Genomic DNA, 19,585 nt, shown 5'->3' with positions numbered 1-19,585 from the left:
ATCGGCATTCCCGGCAAGAGAATGATCAATGACCGGGTTTACATCAATAAATGGCCGCTATTCCGGTGTCGACGCAATGGAGGTCAGCCCGCTGCTGGCAAGGCCTGCCGCCGGGGTGGCCGGCAGCGAAACCCGCCAGACGGTGGTGCGCAAAAACAGGTAAAGCGCGCCGATGGCAGCCCAGACCATGCCCAGGATGAGGGAGGTCTGCTCCAGGTTGAGCCACAAGACGGCGACAGTCCCGGCGCCGCACAAAGGCAGCACCAGGTATTGCAGCCGATCCTGCCAGGTTTTGTTGCGGCCCTGGCGCACGTAGTAGCAGGAGATCACCGACAGATTGACCACGGTGAAGGCGACCAGGGCGCCGAAGTTGATCAGCGCGAGGGCGATTTCCAGATCGAAACTGACGGCCGACAAGGCCAGCAAACCGACCAGCAGGATGTTGAACACCGGGGTCCGCCATTTGGGATGGATATAGCCGAAGGTGCGCTGCGGCAGTACCTTGTCGCGCCCCATCACGTAGAGGATGCGGGAGACGCCGGCGTGGGAGGAGAGCCCGGAGGCCAGCACGGCCACGCAGGCGCACACCAGCACCACGCTTTGGAACAGTTTGCCGCCGACATAGAGGGCGATCTCCGGCAGCACCGCATCCGGCGCCTGGAAGCGCGAGGCATCCGGGAAGTAGAGCTGCAGGGCGTAGGCCACCACCACGAAGATGAGGCCCCCCAGCAAGGCGGTCAGGAAGATGGCCTTGGGGATCACCTTGCCCGCCTCCGGTGTCTCCTCGGACAGCGCACTCAGGCTGTCGAAACCGAGGAAGGAGAAGCAGAGGATGGTGGCGCCGGTCAGCAGTGGCAGCAGTTCGGTGCCGCTGCTGTAGATGGGCTGCAGGCTGACGGTGCCGAGCCCTTCCCCCTGATAGATGCCATGGGCGAGCAGGCCGAGGAAGACCAGCATGATGGCTATCTGGATGAAGATGATGATGCCATTGAGGTTGGCCACCAGATCGATGCCGCGCAGGTTGATGGCCGTCATCAGCACCGTCATGCCGAGGATGAAGATCCAGGGCTCGACGCCGGGGAAGAGGGCGCTCAGATAGATCTTGGCGAGCAGCATGTTGATCATCGGCAGGAAGATGTAGTCGAGCAGCGACGACCAGCCCACCAAAAAGCCCACCACCGGGGAAAACTCCCGTTGGGCATAGGTGTAGGCCGAGCCCGCGATCGGGTAGTGACGCACCATCTTGCTGTAGCTGGAGGCGGTAAACAGTACCCCGACCAACGCCAGCAGGTAGGCGGTGGTGACGTGACCCTGAGTGATGTCGGTGACGATGCCGAAGGTATCGAACACCACCATGGGGGTCATGTAGGCCAAGCCCATCACGACCACTTGCCAGAGGGTCAGGGTTTGTTTCAGTCGCGCAGGGCGTGGGGCCATAGGGCCAGTCTCCTAGAATGCAGTGGTAAAGAGCCCTGAAGGGCTCCATGACAGGGTGACCGCTCACAAAGGGAGCCAAGTGCTCCTGTCATCATTTTTTGGGGGCGAAATGATACCGTATCTGCAGGCCATCCGCGATGGACGGCCTGCAGTTATCTGACGATATCCTTCGTACGGGCAGGAAAACCCGGACACTAGCCCTGACTGGCGGCGCTCAATGCTTGCTCCAGTAAGTCGAGTCCCTCGTCGATCAACGCCGGGGCGGCGGTGAGGGGGGCGAGGAAGCGGATCACGTTGGCACGCACGCCGCAGGCCAGCAGCACCAGGCCGCGCTTGCCGGCCTCGGCCACCAGCCGCTTGGTGAGATCCGGGGCGGGTTGGCTGGCATCGCGCCCCTTGACCAACTCCATGGCTACCATGGCGCCGGGGCCGCGGATGTCGCCGATGCAGTCGAAGCGCTCCGCCAGCTGATGCAGCCGCGCCTTGATCTGCTCACCCTGGCGCAAGGCCTGCTGGTTGAGCTTCTCCTCCTCGATCACCTCCAGCACCGCCAGGGCGGCGGCGCAGGCGATGGGGGAGCCGGCATAGGTGCCGCCGAGGCCACCGGGTTTGGCGGCGTTCATGATCTCGCTCTTGCCCACCACGGCAGACAATGGGAAGCCGCCCGCCAGGCTTTTCGCCAGGGTCATGATGTCCGGCTCGACGCCGCTGTACTCGGTGGCGAAGGTCTTGCCGGTGCGACAGAATCCGGTCTGGATCTCGTCGCAGATGAGCACGATGCCGTGCTGGTCACAGATCTTGCGCAGGGCCTGCATGAAGCTTGGGCTGGCGACATAGAAGCCACCCTCACCCTGCACAGGCTCCAAGATGATGGCGGCGACCCGGGCCGGCTCGATGTCCGAGCTGAAGCAGAGATCCAGCGCCGCCAGGGCCTCGGCCTCGCTCACGCCCAGGTAGTCGGCTGGGAAGGGCAGGTGATAGACCTCCCCCGGGAAGGGACCGAAGCCGGTCTTGTAGGGGACGACCTTGCCGGTGAGCGCCATGCCCATCATGGTGCGACCGTGGAAGCCGCCCTTGAAGGCGATGGTGCCGCTGCGACCGGTGTGGGCGCGGGCTATCTTGATGGCGTTTTCCACCGCCTCGGCGCCGGTGGAGAGGAACAGGGTGCGCTTGGGGGTCGGTCCCGGCACCAGGGCGTTGAGCTTCTCCGCCAGCTCGATGTAGCCGGAGTAAGGGGTGACCTGGAAGCAGGTGTGGCTGAACTTTTCGAGCTGCTCGCGCACCGCGGCGAGCACCTTGGGATGGTTGTGGCCGGTGTTGAGCACCGCGATGCCGGAGGCGAAATCGATGTAGCGATTGCCTTCCACGTCCCACAGTTCGGCGTTTTTTGCCCGCTCGATAAAGACCGGCAGCAGGGTACCGACGCCCTGTACCACGGCCGCTTCACGGCGGGCTTGCCACGCCTGGTTTGAATGCTGTTCTGACTGACTCATCTTTCCTCCCTGAGGGGCCGTTGCCCCGGATAATCCTGTGCCATCTGGCTATCAATTGACGTCGCTTGCCATCAGTTAGCGGAGCGACATATCGGTTTTGGGGCGCTGGCGGCGCGTTAGGGGGCTGTTCTGGCCCTGTGCGGCGGTCGGTGCGCCCCAATATCTATCTGTAAAAGCGATGGATTGGCATGAGAGGCATCTTTTATTCAGATGCCTCTGCCTGCCATCAGCCTCAGCGAATGCCGCCAAAGCAGAGATATTTGGTCTCGAGATACTCCTCCAGTCCCTCGGCCGCCCCTTCCCGGCCAAGGCCGGACTCCTTGATGCCGCCAAAGGGCGCCAATTCGGTGGAGATGATCCCCTCGTTGATGCCCACCATGCCGTATTCCAGCTGCTCGGCCACCCGCCATACCCTGGCGATGTCGCGGCCATAGAAGTAGGCGGCCAGCCCATAGGGGGTGTCGTTGGCCAGCGCGATGGCCTCGGCCTCGGTCTCAAAACGTACCAGAGGCGCGACCGGCCCGAAGATCTCTTCGTCCAGGATGGGGTTGCCCTTGGTGACCCCGGTCAGGATGGTCGGGCTGTAGAACAGCGGACCGGCGGGATGGGGCTCGCCACCCACCAGCACCTTGGCGCCGGCGGCCTCGGCCTGCTTGACCAGGCTCGCCACCTTGTCGGCGGCGGCCGGGTTGATGAGGGGGCCAATCTGCACGCCTTCGCCGAGGCCATCGCCGACCTTGAAGGCGCGCACGGCGGCGGCCAGTTTATCGGCGAAGGCGTCGTAGACGCTGGATTGCACCAGGATGCGGTTGGCGCAGACGCAGGTCTGGCCCGCGTTGCGGTACTTGGAGGCCAAGGCGCCTACCACGGCGGCATCGAGATCCGCGTCGTCAAACACGATGAAGGGGGCGTTGCCACCGAGCTCCAGCGACAGCCGCTTCATGGTGTCGGCACACTGGCGCATCAACTGCTTGCCGATGCGGGTGGAGCCGGTAAAGGAGAGCTTGCGCACCTTGGGGTTGCTGCACAGCTCGTTGCCCACCGTCGCCGCCTGATGGGAGGTGACGATGTTGATGACCCCGGCAGGGATGCCGGCGGCTTCGGCCAGCACCGCCAGTGCCAATGCGCAGAGCGGCGTCTCGGCGGCGGGCTTGATGACGATGGTGCAACCGGCCGCTAGCGCCGGGCCCGCCTTGCGGGTGATCATGGCGATGGGGAAGTTCCAGGGGGTGATGGCCGCGACCACACCCACCGGCTGCTTGATGGTGGCCAGACGCCTGTCGCCTGAGAAACCCGGGATGGTGCGGCCATAGGCACGCTTGCCTTCCTCGGCGAACCACTGGATGAAGCTGGCGCCGTAGGCCACTTCGCCCTTGGCTTCGGCGAGTGGCTTGCCCTGCTCCTGGGTCATGATGCGGGCGAGCTCGTCCTGATTGGCCATGATGAGCTCGAACCAGGCAGAGAGCTTGTGGCTGCGCTCCTTGGCGGTGAGGGCGGCCCAGGCCGGTTGAGCGGCATGGGCCGCGTCGATGGCGCGCCTCGTGTCGACCTCGTTCATGTCGGGCACCTGGACGATGACCTGACCGGTGGCGGGATTCTGTACCGCGAACTGGCGCCCGTCATGCGCCTCGCACCAGCGACCATCTATATAGGCAAGGGACTTGAGCAAGGCGTGAGCCTGAACGGGTTGTGATGCTGACATAGCAGGAGCCTCGATTGTGGGTCTGGGTGGCCAACTCATTTCGCGGTGCCACCGTATAGAATAATAAGCACATGACGACCATAAATTGAGCCGAAATGTTTTTCAAGTGTTAAATATATTTGAGTAAATGGGGTGCTGCATGCTAGAAATGGTGCTGTCAGGGCAATTCTATCGGTTTTTACCGTCCTGGGTGTGCAAAATAATGAACAGTTGTGGCTGTGCAGGATAACGAACACCAGGGTGGAATTGGTCCGCTATTTTAACCAGATGGCTCGCAGGACTTGAACGAGCACTCACGCAGGCACACAAGGAGGTGAGTGATGCTGCAACCACAAGGAGAGGCCCAGTGGCAGGCCATGACGGATAACCCGTTGGCTGACAAAGGGATAGATAAAAGCATGGGAGAGCGCCTCGCCATTACCCGGCGCCGGCTTGGGCTCTCCCAGCGGCGAGTGGCCGAGCTGAGCGGGCTGACCCATGGCGCCATCTGCATGATAGAGCAGAACAAGGTGAGCCCGTCGGTGGCCTCCTTGCAAAAGCTGCTGAGCGTTTATGAGCTGCCGCTGTCACGCTTCTTCGCCGAAGAGGAGGCGCGGGCGCCGACCGTGGTGATCAAGTCCGACCAACTCATCGAGCTGGGCAGCCAGGGGGTCTCCATGAAGCTGGTGCACAACGGCAACAACCGGCGCCAGCTCGGCTTCATGCTGGAGACCTATTCCCCCGGCACGGACACCGGGGGTCAGGTCAAGCATCTGGGGGAGGAGGTCGGCACCGTGTTGGAAGGATCGGTGTTGCTGACCCTGGCTGGACAAACCTACCAGCTCAGCGCCGGGGACAGCTATGTGATAGACACTGGCGAGCCCCACAGTTTCAGTAATCCGTCGGGGGAGACCTGTCGCATCGTCAGCGCCCATACCCCGGCCAACTTCTAGTGTTGGAAAAGAACCGGTAAGGAAACAAGGATCATGACCGAACATGTAAACAGTTACTACGCAGCCAGCGCCAATAAACATGCGCCCTATCCGACCCTGACTGAGCAGCTGGAGTGTGATGTGTGCATCATAGGGGCGGGTTATACCGGCCTCTCCAGCGCCCTGCATCTGGTGGAGAAAGGCTACTCTGTGGTGGTACTGGAGGCGGCCAGGGTCGGCTTTGGCGCCAGCGGCCGCAACGGTGGTCAGATAGTCAACTCCTACAGCCGCGACATCGACACCATCGAAGCGAACTGCCCGCCGGATCAGGCCAGGCTGCTCGGCTCCATGCTGTTTGAGGGGGGCGACATCATCCGCGAGCGCATCAAGCGCTACAACATCCAGTGCGATCTGCAGCAGGGCGGGGTCTTTGCCGCCGAGACCGAGCGTCAGTTGCATGAGCTCAAGGCGCAGCAGGCACGTTGGCAGAAGTGGGGCAACGAGGATCTGACGTTGCTCGATGCTGACGGGATCCGCGAAGTAGTAGCGAGCGATCGCTACGTCGGTGGCCTGCTCGACAAGCGGGGTGGTCATATTCATCCCCTCAACCTGGCGCTGGGGGAGGCCGAAGCCGTGCGCATGCAGGGCGGCCAGATCTTCGAGCAATCCGCCGTCACCAGCATCACGCCGGGCCAGCCCGCATTGGTCAAGACCGCCAAGGGGGCGGTGAAGGCGCGCTTCGTGGTGGTGGCCGGTAACGCCTACCTCGGTAACCTGGTGCCCGAACTCGCGTCCAAGAGCATGCCCTGCGGCACTCAGGTGATCGCGACCGAGGTATTGGGGGAGGAGCGGGCTCGCTCACTGCTGCCACAGAATTACTGTCTGGAAGATAGCAACTACCTGCTCGATTACTACCGTACCACCGGCGATCACCGCCTGATCTATGGCGGCGGCGTGGTCTATGGAGCGCGGGATCCGGCAGATATCGAGCGGCTGATCATCCCCAAGATGCTGCAGACCTTCCCCCAGTTGAAGGACGTCAAGGTGGAGTACACCTGGACCGGTAACTTCTTGCTGACCTTGTCGCGTTTGCCGCAGTTTGGCCGCATTGGCCACAACATCTACTACATGCAGGGCTACAGCGGTCACGGGGTGACCTGTACCCACCTGGCGGGCAAGTTGCTGGCCGAGGTGTTGAGTGGCCAGGCCGAGCGATTCGACGCCTTTGCCAAGCTGCCTCACTACCCCTTCCCGGGTGGCCGCTTGTTCCGCATCCCCTTCACCATGGCCGGCGCGACCTGGTACACCCTGCGGGATAGATTGGGGGTGTAAGGCTTAAAGGTGATATGTGGGCGATGATATGCAGCTATTTGTAATGGATTTAACTATAAATACAGTTAAATATGTCGCATAAAGAGGGCGGAAAAGGCCTGCGGTATGGAGTCGACAATCTGCTTTTGCAGTGAAGGGTTGAAACAATAGAGAGGGAGGCATGATGCCTCCCTCTCTATGTTATGTACTCTTGAATGCCCAGTCTACGTCATGGTGGGGAGACTACGATTCCCCCTGAAGGCATGGCAGCCATGCTGTTCATCCATTAGAAGCGATAGGGGAAACGTATCCCTATGTTGTAGTCCGGCGCATCCGTGGTGAGACCCGCCGACCAGTTGACGGCCATGGAAAGGTTGTCGGTGACAGCCCAGGTCGATCCCATGCCGAAGCTGGCTGCGTTGGCATCCGAGCCGGTGACCTTCTCCATGTCAAAGCCTTCTGACCCCTGCTCGGATTCGAGCGTGATGCGCTGGTTGATGTTGAAGGAGAGGCTGAAGCGCTCGTTTAGTGCAAATGCGACCCCCAGGCCGTACTCATACCAGTCACCGAGCTGGATGCTGCCGGGCTGATCCCCCGGTTGATAGGAGATATCGTCAAAGTCCTGCTTGAGGCTATGGCCATAGTTGAGGTTGGCGAACAGGATGGCGGGATCCATGGTCTTGACCAGTGAGAAGCCGGTCGACAATTGCCAGAGCCCGTTGCCGGTGGCGAGTTCTTTGGGCGTCATGAGATTGCCGGAGTCGGATGTATCTATCTCTATGCCGTAGGGATCTTTTCCGGTAGGTGCCTTGGCTCGCACATTCCACACCAGATCCGGCCAGTCTTCGGTTTCGGCCATGACCCTGTAGTAGACGGCAAGGCTCATATCGCCGATCCCGCCATCGCTGACACTCTGCTCTTCAAATTCGCGGCTGGAGTTCTCTTTGCCGGTGCTCTGGTAGTTGGTACTGCGATACATGTAGGGAAGGGCGAGTTCCAGTTGCCAGCGGTCATTGAGGGTATAGCGAGTGACCAAGTCTGCGGTCCACTGGTCGGATCGGATCCGGTCGAGATTGATTTCACCAAGGAAGATGGCATCCAGCGCCAAGAAGCCACGCAGGGCAAGATCCTTGCGATTGTAGTGTTGATAGGAGAGGCCGAAATCGAGGGTTAGGGCGCGGTCGAACACGTTGTGCTGCTCGAGCATCAAGTCTTCCGTACTGCGGCCCACTTCGGGGGCGCGGCGAGCCGGATCTGACTTGGTGGTTGCGGCAGCAGCGGCTCCCGCTGTCGCCGCTGTGGCAGTCGTCGCACCAGCGGCTTTGACGGCCTCCAATTTAGCCTGCAGCTGATGGAGGGCCTGATTTTGCTGGATCAATTGCTGACGTAATTGATCCAGCTGTTGTTGTAGCGCTTCTTCCTCGGCGGTTGCACCCCAGCAGCTGAGGGGGGCTAACGCAATCAACAGCATGGTAGACTGTTTCATCGAATCACGTCCTTGTTGTTTATTATCCTTCTATTGTGCGTCACCCCACTGGGTGGCTCTGGCTCAATGAGAGAACCAGATCCTGGTCTGATTCAGGGTCTGAAAACCATCTCCCCTGACTCGATTGAGTTGTAGCAGACCTCGGCTGAAGTCGGCTCCTCTCAGACTCTGTTCCAATTGGACGCGTCCATCGGACGAGTTTAGCTGCAGCCCAGCATAATTGCCTGAAACCCGATAGCTGGCGGTGCCTAGGCTTCCTTGGCTCTCATAATTGCCGGGTACTACGCTTTGTCCTGCCATGGCCGGTGGTGTCAAGACGACGCCTGCCTGGTTAACCGAGCTATTGCCACTTCCCTCCAATTGCACGACCTGCACCAGGCCTGAGCCTTGAATGGCGGCGCTCTGGAGGGACGCTACTGTGCTTTTCACCTCATCCTGGATGCGAATGTCCAGTTTGGGCTGGTTTTGTACCACGCTCAGCGCCAGATTCATGGCCGCAGTTTGCTGGGCCTGGGCTGTGGCCAGGGTTGAAATGAACTCGATACCGAAATAGCTGATCCCCTGGGGACTGACGTAGCGGCCACGCAGATTGGCCAGCTCTCCATCAGCCATTTCCGGGGCAAACTGGTCTGACAGGAGTGCCAGTGGATCCTGGGCTGCCAGCAATGGGCAAGCAATTCCACCCAGGCTGCAGATGAGGCAGATGGCGGGTCGGGTATTCATGATGACCTCACATTAGCTCTCTGTGCTGGAAACCAAATTCCAGCAGGGATGTTTCGTTGATAGGGGCAAAAAGCCCATCTTTCCCTCTGACCGACAATGGTGGAGAGGGGTTGGCAAGGGGAGCATCCGGGCGGTAGCCTGAACCGATCACGGCCAGCAGGATCCCGTTCCAGCTCTTCTTGAACTCTTTGAATGTGATGATGCGATTGCCCAAGGCGGGGTCCGCCAAATAGACACGATCGTGTTTATCGATGGCTCGCAGCACGGCAAAGTGCTGATACCCACGAATGTTGAGCAGTACTATGGTGGGGACTCTCACTTGGCGAAGTTTCTCATCACCCAAGCGGTAGCCTCTGGCTCGCATGCCGAGCATCTGCACATATTGCTTCATGTCGAGCATGGAAAAACCGTAACGTTTGACCTGTGCCGGATCGGCCATGGCCATCATCCCGTCCATGACCCAACGCTCGTTGGTTGTCTGGCCATAGGCGTAGCGCAGTATGGTCGCCACCGCGGCGGCCCCACAGCTGAAATCAGTATGCTGACGCTCGATATTGGCGTATTTTCGCTCCAGAAGGCTCTGTACCGGCTTGTTGAGATCCCCTAATCCCGAGAGATGTTCTCCCATGGGCAGAGTGGCACTCCAAGCCATTGGGCAAAATAGCAACAGCAGTAGCCAGCGCATCTGTCTGTCTCCTCATCCTTGGAAAAAAAAGGGGGCCATAAAGGCCCCCTGTGTGGATTACTTGGCGAATCCAGCTGCCAGCGAGAGGTTGTTCGCTTGCAGGTTGTTGCTACCAGAAGCCACGTTCACCCCGATATTGCCGACGGCACCATTGAAGGAGCCGCCATCGATGGTGGCGTGATTGAAGGTCTCACGACTGGTGTAGGTGTTGACCACAGGAATATAGCCGGTGGCATAACCACTGAGCTTGATATCCCCCTCTTCCTTGAACTCGAACTTGCCGTCATTTTTACCTTGATTGTCATAGTCGATATGACCCCACATGTCGCCGCCATCCGGGTGGTCGCCATTTTTCCAGATTTCCGGATAGACGTTGTTGGACTGCTTGCTGGTCCCCTCATACTCACCACTAGCCTTGAGCTTGAGGAAGATGGGGTTGTAGTCGACCGTCTTGGTGGCGCTCAGGCTCTTGTTCTCGGTGTAATTATGGGAGACGCTTTGGCTGTTGGCCACGGTAGCGACCGCCATGTTGCCGGTGGAGACGGAGGCCGCCATGTTGTTGGCCTGCACGTTACCCGAGCCGGACACCACGTTGACGCCGATGTTACCCGCAGCCCCATCGAAGGCCCCGTCACCAATACTAGCCTTGTTCTGATGGCCTTGGTTGCTGGTCATGTTGTGGCTGGCGCTTTGGTCGGAGAAGATCTCGGCATCCGAAGATCCACCAGGGGTTCCGTGTTGCTGACCCCGGCCCATGACAAATTCAGCGTCGGAATCGACCTGGTCGTAAGCGGCAAGGGCCGCGCTGTTGCCTTGGACGTTGGAATCACCGGCCGCTACGTTGGCGCCGACGTTACCGGATGCATCTTTGAAAGAACCGTCAATTTTGCTTGTGTTGTCGGTTCGGGTGTTGGAAGTGCCGATCATGGTGCTGGATTGCTGGTTGTCCACTACCGCCATGCCAAGCTTGTTGACATTGATGTAGCCACCGACATTGACCCTGCCTTCATACTCCACATCGACTTCTGCCTTGACCTTCTTGGTCAAGGTTGCCCCTGTCTCATCTCTGTCACGATTATTGGCTGATGCGGTGCCCGACATTGCCATGATGACCGCGACTGCTAATGAGCTATAAATAAGTCCACGCATAATGAGTCTCTCCATTGAATTTTCTGTGGAAGATTTGCCCATTGGCTAACCCAACACCTCCGGACTCTGCTTCCGATCCCTGCGGCATCATGGTGATGCCGTTACTGCGCCTGCCAGAGGCAGGGAAACCATGTTGACTGCTTGGTTTCCCTGTCCCGTGACTTGGTTCACCTGGATGACCCCTTTGCTGCCGGTCAAGGCGTTGTCATCCAGATAGATGCTGGTAGTCGTGGCCGTGGGGGCCTTGCCCGAAGGGGTCTTTGCGACGCTGGTGCTGAGATTGATATCTGTCACGACTCCCATGCCGCTGTTGTCATCCAGTGACAAGGCAAAGGCATTGAGTTGTTGGTTGGCTTCACCAGCCCCCTGATTGATACCGATGAGCCCCTGGTTATTACTGAGGGCCGATCCGAGAATGGCAACGCTCTGGCTACCACTAAGATGAGTAGTGGATTGATTTTGCTGACTAAATTGAATAACGGCCGGGCCAGATATGGCGATGGCAGAGAGGTTGCCTTGTTGGTTGTTATTACCCGAAACCATATTGACACCCATACTTCCCCGGATATTGCTCAACGCCTGTGATGCGAGATCAACCCGGTTCTCTGCACGTGCTTGATGCATAAATACCGAAAGGGAACAAACTGCCATTGCAATATAAATTTTCATGCTCTTTCTCCATAAGCTGCGAGAGCTATTTAGAGAGAGCAACGAACGTGCCAAACGGTAATGCATTGATTTAATTGTGTTTTTATATTGATTTGTTTGTCTTTAAGTCTCTTTCTTGAGACGAACTTTTTGTCAAATCATTAACCTACTGTTTATCAATGCTTTTATTCGTTCTCACCGTTAAATTTACGTTCTCACTATTGTGGTGCCATTAGTCTATATGCGAGATGGTTTATAGTTATCATCGTCTGGTGGGCTTGAAAGGGCGTCATTTGATAACAGATATCTTCTCTCTAAATGGAAGCATGAACCTCAACGAGTCGTGGCCGGGTTCCATCGTCTCGAAGGCATAACAAGGAGGTTTCCATATGGCAGAAACGGCATTGTTACTCATCAACTCATGTGTCGTGCTGGAAAGTCTGCTGGTTGAAGGCGAGTGGCGAATTGAGCAGGCAAATTCCTTGGCTGCGGCCGAGAAAAAATTGCAGGAGCAGGATTATCCCCTGGTGCTGGTGGCCATCGGATCTGAACAGCATGAAGCATTGCATGCCTTGATTGCGCAGCATGCCAATAGTCTGTGGATTGGCTTGATCCAGCGTGATTGCCTCGCCAGTGAAGCATTGCGTAATCTGCTCGCCGCCTGCTTCCACGATTTCCATACTTTTCCACTCGATCCGGATCGACTGTCCCATAGCCTTGGACATGCCTTGGGTATGGCCCAGCTTATCCGGCGGCATCGCCCCAAAATGGCGGCGCAGCTGCGCTTTATCCAGGGTGAGAGCACTCCAATCCGCCAGCTGCGTGAGCAGATCATGCGTCTGCAGCATTGCCGGCTACCCGTGCTGGTGACAGGGCCTAGCGGAACGGGCAAGGAGCTGGTGGCCAGAGAGTTGCACTACAGCACCTTTGGGGAAGAGAGCCCCTTTGTGGCCGTCAATTGTGGTGCCATGTCCCATCAGTTGATCCAGTCTGAATTGTTCGGGCATGTGAAAGGCGCCTTTACCGGGGCCCAGAGCCGCAAGATAGGCAAGATCGAGGCGGCGGACGGGGGCACCTTGTTCCTCGACGAGATTGGTGAGCTGCCATTGGAGGATCAGGCGACCCTGCTGCGGTTCCTGCAAGAGCAGAGCATCGAGGCCGTGGGGAGTCATCTGTCTCGCAATGTCGATGTAAGAGTCATTGCTGCCACCAATATCGATGTCGAACAGGCAGTGGCAAATGGTGGTTTTCGCATGGACCTCTACTATCGACTCAACGTGGTGCGACTGCGTACCCCGGCCTTGCGCGAGCGAGTCGAAGACATCCAGCTGCTGGCGGACGATATCCTGGCCGAGGTGCGGGGGGGCCGTGTGCTCAGCTTCACCCACAAGGCCCGTCAGGCCATGCAGTCCTACGGCTGGCCAGGCAATGTAAGGGAGTTGCGCAACCGGGTACAAAGAGCGGCTGTGATGTGTTCTGGCTCCTTTATCGAGGCTCAGGACATGGAGCTGACCAATATGGACTCACTGCTGTTGGATGGATCGCTCAAGGCAGTGCGGGAGGCGGCTGAGCGTCAGGCTTTATTGCAGACCCTTGCCCGTTTTCCGGATCAACTGGAGGAGGTGGCCCGCCAGCTTGCCATCTCCCGGGCGACCCTCTACCGCTTGCTGGATAAACACGATCTCTTGTGAGTGAGGCTTATGTCTTGGCATGGCCAGCATGATATTGCCAGTACCGTCAGCAATGAGGGCCCTCATCTCGGAGCGAATAGTGTCGAAACAAACGAGCCCGGGTAGTGACCCGGGCTCGTATTCCATTGTTGAATCCTGCTTTGGACTGTCCATCCTGATGGACTGACCCGCAGAGGAAGTACGAAAGTTGCAGCCTTATGCCGGGTCTGGCTCCACAGGAGTGGTATGTGTCACCAGCTGGCACAGGCGACGCGCCGCCTCTTCTTGGCTTTGAACCACGTGCTGAACGCCACGCCCCAACAGATGATGCACCTCTTCGGGTTGTTGGCCACAGGCCGCAATCTGCAGCAATGCCCCCCGTTCACGAGCCGTCGCTGCGATTTCGCCAGCGAGCAGGCTGTCATCCAGCGTGATCAGCAACCAACTGGCATCGGGCAAGGCCACATCGAGCAGATCGCCCTGTATCGGGTGGCCCGCCAGGCAGGTGATCCCCTGCGCACGCCAGGGTTCAAGTCGGCTCTCATCCGTATCAATGACCACGATATCTTGCCCCTGCTCGTGCAGGCGTCTGATCACATGACAGCCGACAGAGCCTGCCCCGACCACCACGACATGTCCCAGCAGGGGGCAGAGGATGGGAGCCCCTTCCGCTTCCGGGTAGCGCCGCAACCAGCGCTCCGCCTGATTGAACACCAGCGGGTTGAGCATGATGGAGAAACAGGCGCCGACCAGCACCAGATCGCGCGCCACGTTCGGCACCAGGCCGAGCATGACCCCAAGCCCCATCAGGATGAAAGAGAACTCGCCTACCTGAGCCAGGCTGGCGGAGATGGTGAGTGCAGTGCGCTGACTGTGGCCGAACAGCCGGACGATGACGAAGGCGGCGACCGACTTGCCGATGACGATGACGAAGATGGTTGCCAGCACCGCCAAGGGTTCGCGCAGCAAGATGGTGGGGTCGAACAACATGCCCACCGACACGAAGAAGAGCACGGCGAAGGCGTCTTGCAGGGGCAGGGTGTCGTTGGCTGCCTTGTGGCTCAGGTGCGAGCCGTTCATCACCACTCCAGCAAAGAAGGCGCCGAGGGCGAAGGAAACCCCGAATAGCTTGACCGCGCCAAAGGCGATACCCAATGAACAGGAGAGCACCGCCAGGGTAAATAGCTCGCGGGAACCGGTAGCCGCAGTGCGGGCCAGCAGCCAGGGAATGAGGCGGCGACCACCGATGGCCATCAAGGCGATGAAGGCGGCCACCTTGGCCAGGGTGAAGCCGAGATCCCACAGCACGTGTGCCAGGGTCAGGGTCTCATCTCCCTGTTGTAGATTGGCCAGAATGGGCAGCAATACCAGCGCCAGCACCATCACCAGATCCTCGACGATCAGCCAGCCGATGGCGATGCGCCCCTCCTTGGTATCAACCTGGCCCCGGCTCTCCAGTGCCCGTAGCAGCACCACTGTGCTGGCGGTCGAGAGGGCCAGTCCGAACACCACCCCGGCGGTGATACTCCAGTCGAGCAGTTGGGAGAGTCCGAGCCCGAGCAGGGTCGCCAGGGCTATCTGCACGATGGCGCCCGGGATGGCGATGTGTTTGACGGACAACAGATCTTTGAGGGAGAAGTGCAGGCCAACGCCGAACATCAGCAGGATGACGCCGATCTCCGCGAGCTCGGGTGCCAGCTGCAGGTCGGCGACATAGCCAGGAGTGAAGGGACCACACACTACACCAGCGGCCAGATAACCCACCATGGGGGAGATCCGCAAGCGCTGGGCCAGCATGCCAAACAGGTAAGCCAGCACGAAGCCGCCTACCAGAGTCGTGATCAGGGGGAGTGAATGGTCCATATCGTCACCTCGCTAATGGCAGTCAAGGGGCTACCAGATCACCGGAGGCGAAGAGGGCAGCTGTCAATGAGCAGGGGGCGAAAGAGACAGTGTTGGCCGTAGCAAGCACAATATCTTGGGGACAACAGTTGCCGTTTCTATTGAAAAATAATGCATTTTTATAACCAGAGCAACATTTATCCATGTTTGATGCTTTATTTGAGATTAAGTGCGCATAAACCATAGTATTAAGGAGAGGAGTGTATGCTTGTGTGCATTTTTTGGCAGATCTAATCAATCCGCGATGAGTTTTCAGCATACTGCAGTCTCCTCACCCCGGCATGACAAAGGCGGCACCAGGGCCGCCTTTGTTGAGAGAGTGACGCAGGCAGTTTATTCGCCTCTGGCAATCCCCTCACGTCTTGGATCGGCGGCACCAAACCAGCCGTTGGCATTGCGCTCTACCCCTTGCAGGCCAGAGGTCTGTTCATTTAGCAGTACCTCGTGCCCTCTGGCCTTGAGCCCCTCGACCACGCTCTGGGGTGTGCGCCCCTGCTCCAGTTCGGTGGGGCCATTGCGGCTGCCGAAGTTTGGCAGGTTGATCGCCTGCTGCAGGTTCAAGCCCCAATCCTGAGTACCGAGCAGTGCCTTGCCCACGTAGTTGATGATGGCCGAGCCGCCGGGGGAGCCGAGGCTCATCTCGAGAGTGCCGCTTCGCTTGTCAAACACCAGCAGGGGTGACATGGAGGAGCGCGGTCGCTTGCCGGGCTCGACCCGGTTCGCCACCGGCAGGCCGGCGGCGTCCAGCGAGGTAAAGGAGAAATCGGTGAGCTGGTTGTTGAGCAGATAGCCGTTGACCATCAGCCTTGAACCGAAGCCATCCTCGATGGAGCTGGTCATGGAGACCGCCATGCCAGCCTTGTCGACGATGGAGACATGGCTGGTGGAGGGCAGCTCAGGGGTGGTGTCTCGGCCCATGGCCAACGCCTTGGGCGGCGTGCCCGCTTTGGCGATACCCATGGAGCGGTTACCGATCAGCTGGTTGCGCTCGGCAAGGTAGCCTTTGTCGAGCAGGCCAGTCACCGGCACGTTGACGAAGTCGCCATCGGCCACGTATTGGTTGCGATCGGCGAAGGCCAGTCGCGCCGCCTCGCTGTAGAGATGGATGGCATCGCTCGAGGCAGCAAGCGTACCGTCTGGGGCCTGCACCGGTTTGAGGGCCGCCATGTCGTGGCGCTCCAGCATGCCGAAGATCTGGCCGAGCGCTATGGTGCCGGAAGAGGGGGTCGGGAAGCCGCAGATCTCGCTCTGGCGATAGTCAAAGCAGAGACCGTCTCGCAGCTTGGCGCGATAGCTGGCGAGATCGGCGGCCGCCAGCACGCCGGGATTGGTGGGATGCTGGCGCACCTTGGCTACCATGGCCTCGGCCAGCGGTCCCTGATAGAAGGCATCGGCGCCTTCCCGAGCCAGGGTTTTCAGCACCCCGGCCAGCGCCGGGTTGGTGAGCTTGCTGCCGGCGACTCTGGGGCTGCCATCCGGCAGATAGAAGTAGGCGCGGGCCTCGGGGTCTTTGGCAAGATAGGGATCCTTGGCCAGCAGGGTGGCGAGACGTGGGCTGATGATGAAGCCCTGCTCGGCCAGGGTGATGGCAGGTTCAAACAGACTGGCCCAGGGCAGCTTGCCATAGCGCTGATGGGCCAGCGCCAAGGCGCGCACCGTGCCTGGAGCGCCGACCGAGCGGCCGCCCACCACCCCATCGTAGAAGGCCATGGGCTTTCCATCCTTCATAAACAGCTGATCCGTGGCCGCTGCCGGTGCCGTCTCCCGGCCATCCACCGCGCTCACCTTGCTGCCATCCCAGACCAGCAGCAGGGAGCCGCCGCCGATCCCGGAGGATTGTGGCTCCACCAGGGTCAGCACCAGCTGGACCGCGATGGCGGCATCCACCGCGCTGCCACCGGCCTTGATGATTTGATAACCCGCATCCACCGCCAGCGGATTGGCCGCCGCCACCATGAAGTCGCGGCCTTGCCAGCCTTGCTTGTCCGCCCAGCCGCTGGCTGCCTCTGGGGCGATCAGGGTCTGGGGCGGGGGCACATAATGAAAGCCGCTCTGGGACGTGCAGCCAGCCAGCAGGCCAACGGCGACCAACAGGCTCAGGGGTTTGAGGGACATGACAGACTCCTTGTCGATTTATTGTGCAATCACAGAAATCTGTCACAATTGAGGCTCAATTGAAAGATTGTCTTTCTACTCATATGGTTACAAATCTATCAATGATGGAGATCGACCGGGTTCGGGGAGGATGGATGAGACATGTGGTGATGGGACTGTGCTGCCTGCTGCCTGCTGCCTGCTGCTGGCCGCCTGCGGTGAGCCGAGCCTCAAGCCCCTGGGGGCGGGGGCGACCATCTTGGCCTTTGGCGACAGCCTGACCGAGGGGCGCGGGGTCAGTCTGGCCCAGAGCTATCCCAGCGTATTGGCCAGCCTGAGCGGTCATCCCGTCATCAACGCCGGGATCTCGGGAGAGCAGAGCGAGGCGGGCAAGGCTCGTTTGCCGGCGCTGCTGGCCGAGCACAGACCCGCGCTGGTCATCCTGCTGGAAGGGGGCAATGACATCTTGCGCGGCAGCGGGGAGGGCGCACTCAAGGCCAATCTGGCTGCCATGATAGAGGAGGTTCAGGGCAGCGGCGCCCAGCTGTTGCTGGTGGCGGTGCCTCGTAAGTCCCTGTTTGCGGATGGGGCCCCTCTCTACGGGGAGTTGGCGGATCAGTACCAGCTGGTGCTGGATAACGACAGCATCGGCGAGCTGCTGCGAAGCCCGGCGCTCAAGTCCGATGGGGTACATTTCAACGAGCAAGGCTATCGCGCCCTGGCCGAGCGACTTCATCGGCTGCTGCAAGAGCGTGGCGCACTCTGAACCGGGCTGAACATAGTCAGCAAAACAAAAAACCGCCATCAGGCGGTTTTTTAACGTTAACGACTGCTTTTTAATGACGGCTTAGATGGACTGCTCTTCGCCACCCAGCACGGCAAACAGCGCCGGGATGAACTGGGCCAGCTCGGCGGTCACCAGGGCGAAGTCGGCGTCCAGACGGGCGGCCGGATCTTCGCTGGTCACATCGTCGTTCTGCTCGCGCAGCTCTTCGCTGAACTTGAGGCGCTTGATGGAGAGATCATCCCCCAGCACGAAGCTCAGGGTCTCGCCCCAGTTCAGCGCCAGCTTGGTCACCAGCTTGTCATTGGCCAGGTGGTTCTTGATCTCGTCGCTCATCAGATCCTGCTGCTTGCAGCGGATGATGCCGCCGTGCTCCATGGCACTGCGCAGCTCGGCCTCGTCTTCCAGGGTGAAGCTGGCCGGCAGGTTGCCCTCGTTGAGCCACTCGGTCATGGTGATCTCGGGCGGGTTCTTGAGCGCCACCGGCACCACCGGCAGGGAGCCGATGGACTTGCGCAGCAGCGCCAGCAGATCGTCCGCCTTCTTGGCGGAGCCTGCATCCACCACCATCAGGTTGTCGGCTGGATTGATCCAGGCGAAGGTCTGGCTGGTACGACTGAAGGCGCGGGGCAGCAGGGTGTGCATGATCTCCTCCTTCAGCGCCTCCTTCTCCTTCTTCTTGAGGGCGCGGCCCTGCTCGAATTCGATCGCTTCTACCTTCTCCGCCAGCATATCTTTGACCACAGTGCCTGGCAGCATCTTCTCTTCCTTGCGGGCGCAGAGCAGGATGTGGCCGGAGGCGCTGTGAGTCAGGGTGGAGCCGAATTTGCCGAGGGGCTTGACCCAACCAAACCGGGAGATGTCCTGGCTACCGCAAGGGGTGAAGGCGCAGGCCTCGAGCTGGGTTTCCAGCTGCTCAACGGTCAATTCGAAGGGGCGGGTAAAGCGATAAATCTGCAGGTTTTTAAACCACATGGCGTCCTCGGTCTCATAGATTGTCCGGCGGGCATTGTACTAGAGAGGCGCTTTGTGATCAGCCAATCATTCTTGCTAAATAAAGGGCGATCGACTTCACAAGGAGTCCCGCTTCCTCCCCATTCTGTCATCTGATTCCCCTAGACTGGCTGTATTGAGTTTGTTAACAAGGATAGGGAAATGTTGAGAGCGAGTCGGCCAGAAGATATGGAAGAGATAGTCGAGATCTGGCTGCTGGCCTCTTTGCAGGCTCATGATTTTGTTGATGCTTCTTGCTGGTGGCAGGCCCAGGAGGAGCTGCGTACCCGTTACCTCGATCATGCCCGTATCTGGGTGTTCGAGGAGCGCGGCGAGCTGCTCGGCTTCATGGCGCTGGTGGACGATTTCCTGGCGGCGCTGTTCGTGCGCCCGGACCGGCAAGGGCGTGGGGTCGGCCATGCCTTGCTGCAGGAGGCGAAGCTGCAGGGGGGTGGATTGCACACCCGGGTATTTGTGGAAAATGAGCCTGCGGTACGTTTCTATCGTCGCCATGGCTTTGCCATAGAGGGGGAACAATCCGATCCGCTGACCGGCCACCCTCAGTATCGGATGTCTTTCCCAGCCGTCTGAATCTGA

16 protein-coding genes and 1 pseudogene are annotated in these 19,585 nt (G+C 59.6%); 6 read left to right on the top strand and 11 right to left on the bottom strand.

Annotated features, from left to right (window positions below):
* Nucleotides 1–57: 57 nt before the first annotated feature.
* The 3 genes from BN1137_RS19850 to BN1137_RS19840 all read right to left on the bottom strand — a co-directional run bounded on the left by BN1137_RS19850 (nt 58) and on the right by BN1137_RS19840 (nt 4,632).
* Nucleotides 58–1,437 (bottom strand): APC family permease, encoded by a 1,380-nt coding sequence (locus tag BN1137_RS19850; RefSeq protein WP_050720242.1) that lies wholly within the window; start codon nt 1,435–1,437, stop codon nt 58–60.
* Between the two features lie 194 nt (nt 1,438–1,631).
* Nucleotides 1,632–2,930 carry a 4-aminobutyrate--2-oxoglutarate transaminase gene (gene gabT, locus BN1137_RS19845; RefSeq protein ID WP_050720241.1) on the bottom strand — a complete coding sequence of 433 codons (1,299 nt, stop codon included), beginning with the start codon at nt 2,928–2,930 and terminating at the stop codon, nt 1,632–1,634.
* 232 nt (nt 2,931–3,162) lie between these two features.
* Nucleotides 3,163–4,632, bottom strand: coding sequence for an NAD-dependent succinate-semialdehyde dehydrogenase (locus BN1137_RS19840; protein ID WP_050720240.1), 1,470 nt, complete (start codon nt 4,630–4,632; stop codon nt 3,163–3,165).
* 320 nt (nt 4,633–4,952) lie between these two features.
* Between BN1137_RS19840 and puuR the strand changes: the two genes are divergently transcribed.
* Complete coding sequence (gene puuR, locus BN1137_RS19835; protein ID WP_050720239.1) at nt 4,953–5,564, top strand: HTH-type transcriptional regulator PuuR; 612 nt, start codon at nt 4,953–4,955, stop codon at nt 5,562–5,564.
* Between the two features lie 33 nt (nt 5,565–5,597).
* Nucleotides 5,598–6,875, top strand: a complete 1,278-nt coding sequence (locus BN1137_RS19830; protein ID WP_050720238.1) for an NAD(P)/FAD-dependent oxidoreductase — start codon at nt 5,598–5,600, stop codon at nt 6,873–6,875.
* A gap of 265 nt (nt 6,876–7,140) precedes the next feature.
* Here the strand turns inward: BN1137_RS19830 and BN1137_RS19825 are convergent, their stop codons facing one another.
* From BN1137_RS19825 to BN1137_RS19805, 5 genes are all read right to left on the bottom strand, one after another.
* Nucleotides 7,141–8,340 (bottom strand): transporter, encoded by a 1,200-nt coding sequence (locus tag BN1137_RS19825; protein ID WP_050720237.1) that lies wholly within the window; start codon nt 8,338–8,340, stop codon nt 7,141–7,143.
* A gap of 63 nt (nt 8,341–8,403) precedes the next feature.
* Nucleotides 8,404–9,006, bottom strand: coding sequence for a hypothetical protein (locus BN1137_RS19820; RefSeq protein WP_232306983.1), 603 nt, complete (start codon nt 9,004–9,006; stop codon nt 8,404–8,406).
* A 64-nt stretch (nt 9,007–9,070) separates the two neighbouring features.
* Entirely contained in the window at nt 9,071–9,748 is a 678-nt protein-coding gene (locus BN1137_RS19815; protein WP_050720235.1) for a C39 family peptidase, read from the bottom strand.
* Between the two features lie 57 nt (nt 9,749–9,805).
* Nucleotides 9,806–10,795 (bottom strand): hypothetical protein, encoded by a 990-nt coding sequence (locus BN1137_RS19810; RefSeq protein WP_050720234.1) that lies wholly within the window; start codon nt 10,793–10,795, stop codon nt 9,806–9,808.
* A gap of 189 nt (nt 10,796–10,984) precedes the next feature.
* Nucleotides 10,985–11,566: a hypothetical protein gene (locus BN1137_RS19805; protein ID WP_232306982.1), complete on the bottom strand. Its 582-nt coding sequence runs from the start codon at nt 11,564–11,566 to the stop codon at nt 10,985–10,987.
* 368 nt (nt 11,567–11,934) lie between these two features.
* On the opposite strand from BN1137_RS19805, the pseudogene BN1137_RS22945 reads away from it, so the two are divergent.
* Both BN1137_RS22945 and BN1137_RS19800 read left to right on the top strand, forming a co-directional pair.
* Nucleotides 11,935–12,207, top strand: a pseudogene (locus BN1137_RS22945) (VpsR-related response regulator); the annotation flags it as partial.
* A 171-nt stretch (nt 12,208–12,378) separates the two neighbouring features.
* The gene (locus BN1137_RS19800) at nt 12,379–13,236 is read left to right on the top strand and encodes a sigma 54-interacting transcriptional regulator (RefSeq protein WP_232306984.1); all 858 of its coding nucleotides are present in this window, start codon (nt 12,379–12,381) and stop codon (nt 13,234–13,236) included.
* Nucleotides 13,237–13,431: 195 nt separating this feature from the next.
* Here the strand turns inward: BN1137_RS19800 and ybaL are convergent, their stop codons facing one another.
* Both ybaL and ggt read right to left on the bottom strand, forming a co-directional pair.
* A complete protein-coding gene (ybaL, locus tag BN1137_RS19795; RefSeq protein ID WP_050720232.1) occupies nt 13,432–15,078 on the bottom strand; it encodes a YbaL family putative K(+) efflux transporter in 1,647 nt (548 codons plus the stop codon).
* A gap of 372 nt (nt 15,079–15,450) precedes the next feature.
* Nucleotides 15,451–17,232, bottom strand: a complete 1,782-nt coding sequence (ggt, locus tag BN1137_RS19790) for a gamma-glutamyltransferase (RefSeq protein WP_050720231.1) — start codon at nt 17,230–17,232, stop codon at nt 15,451–15,453.
* A 130-nt stretch (nt 17,233–17,362) separates the two neighbouring features.
* On the opposite strand from ggt, the gene BN1137_RS19785 reads away from it, so the two are divergent.
* Nucleotides 17,363–17,977 (top strand): GDSL-type esterase/lipase family protein, encoded by a 615-nt coding sequence (locus BN1137_RS19785; RefSeq protein WP_050720230.1) that lies wholly within the window; start codon nt 17,363–17,365, stop codon nt 17,975–17,977.
* A gap of 81 nt (nt 17,978–18,058) precedes the next feature.
* Here BN1137_RS19785 and rdgC read toward each other — a convergent pair whose 3' ends face one another.
* Nucleotides 18,059–18,970 carry a recombination-associated protein RdgC gene (rdgC, locus tag BN1137_RS19780; protein ID WP_050720229.1) on the bottom strand — a complete coding sequence of 304 codons (912 nt, stop codon included), beginning with the start codon at nt 18,968–18,970 and terminating at the stop codon, nt 18,059–18,061.
* A gap of 180 nt (nt 18,971–19,150) precedes the next feature.
* On the opposite strand from rdgC, the gene BN1137_RS19775 reads away from it, so the two are divergent.
* Nucleotides 19,151–19,579 carry a GNAT family N-acetyltransferase gene (locus tag BN1137_RS19775; protein WP_050720228.1) on the top strand — a complete coding sequence of 143 codons (429 nt, stop codon included), beginning with the start codon at nt 19,151–19,153 and terminating at the stop codon, nt 19,577–19,579.
* The last annotated feature ends 6 nt before the right edge of the window (nt 19,580–19,585 follow it).

The sequence above is a fragment of the Aeromonas tecta genome (genome assembly GCF_000820185.1).
GTDB classification, from domain to species: Bacteria; Pseudomonadota; Gammaproteobacteria; order Enterobacterales; family Aeromonadaceae; genus Aeromonas; species Aeromonas tecta.
The sequence above is the reverse complement of the archived record's forward strand: the minus strand, read 5'-3'. Positions and strand labels throughout refer to the sequence as shown.

Excerpts from the sequence above, each read along its gene's own strand:
- BN1137_RS19850 (WP_050720242.1), bottom strand. The coding sequence starts at position 1,437 with ATGGCCCCACGCCCTGCGCGACTGAAACAAACCCTGACCCTCTGGCAA.
- gabT (WP_050720241.1), bottom strand. The coding sequence starts at position 2,930 with ATGAGTCAGTCAGAACAGCATTCAAACCAGGCGTGGCAAGCCCGCCGT.
- BN1137_RS19840 (WP_050720240.1), bottom strand. The coding sequence starts at position 4,632 with ATGTCAGCATCACAACCCGTTCAGGCTCACGCCTTGCTCAAGTCCCTT.
- puuR (WP_050720239.1), top strand. The coding sequence starts at position 4,953 with ATGCTGCAACCACAAGGAGAGGCCCAGTGGCAGGCCATGACGGATAAC.
- BN1137_RS19830 (WP_050720238.1), top strand. The coding sequence starts at position 5,598 with ATGACCGAACATGTAAACAGTTACTACGCAGCCAGCGCCAATAAACAT.
- BN1137_RS19825 (WP_050720237.1), bottom strand. The coding sequence starts at position 8,340 with ATGAAACAGTCTACCATGCTGTTGATTGCGTTAGCCCCCCTCAGCTGC.
- BN1137_RS19815 (WP_050720235.1), bottom strand. The coding sequence starts at position 9,748 with ATGCGCTGGCTACTGCTGTTGCTATTTTGCCCAATGGCTTGGAGTGCC.
- BN1137_RS19805 (WP_232306982.1), bottom strand. The coding sequence starts at position 11,566 with ATGAAAATTTATATTGCAATGGCAGTTTGTTCCCTTTCGGTATTTATG.
- BN1137_RS19800 (WP_232306984.1), top strand. The coding sequence starts at position 12,379 with ATGCGTCTGCAGCATTGCCGGCTACCCGTGCTGGTGACAGGGCCTAGC.
- ybaL (WP_050720232.1), bottom strand. The coding sequence starts at position 15,078 with ATGGACCATTCACTCCCCCTGATCACGACTCTGGTAGGCGGCTTCGTG.
- ggt (WP_050720231.1), bottom strand. The coding sequence starts at position 17,232 with ATGTCCCTCAAACCCCTGAGCCTGTTGGTCGCCGTTGGCCTGCTGGCT.
- BN1137_RS19785 (WP_050720230.1), top strand. The coding sequence starts at position 17,363 with ATGGATGAGACATGTGGTGATGGGACTGTGCTGCCTGCTGCCTGCTGC.
- rdgC (WP_050720229.1), bottom strand. The coding sequence starts at position 18,970 with ATGTGGTTTAAAAACCTGCAGATTTATCGCTTTACCCGCCCCTTCGAA.
- BN1137_RS19775 (WP_050720228.1), top strand. The coding sequence starts at position 19,151 with ATGTTGAGAGCGAGTCGGCCAGAAGATATGGAAGAGATAGTCGAGATC.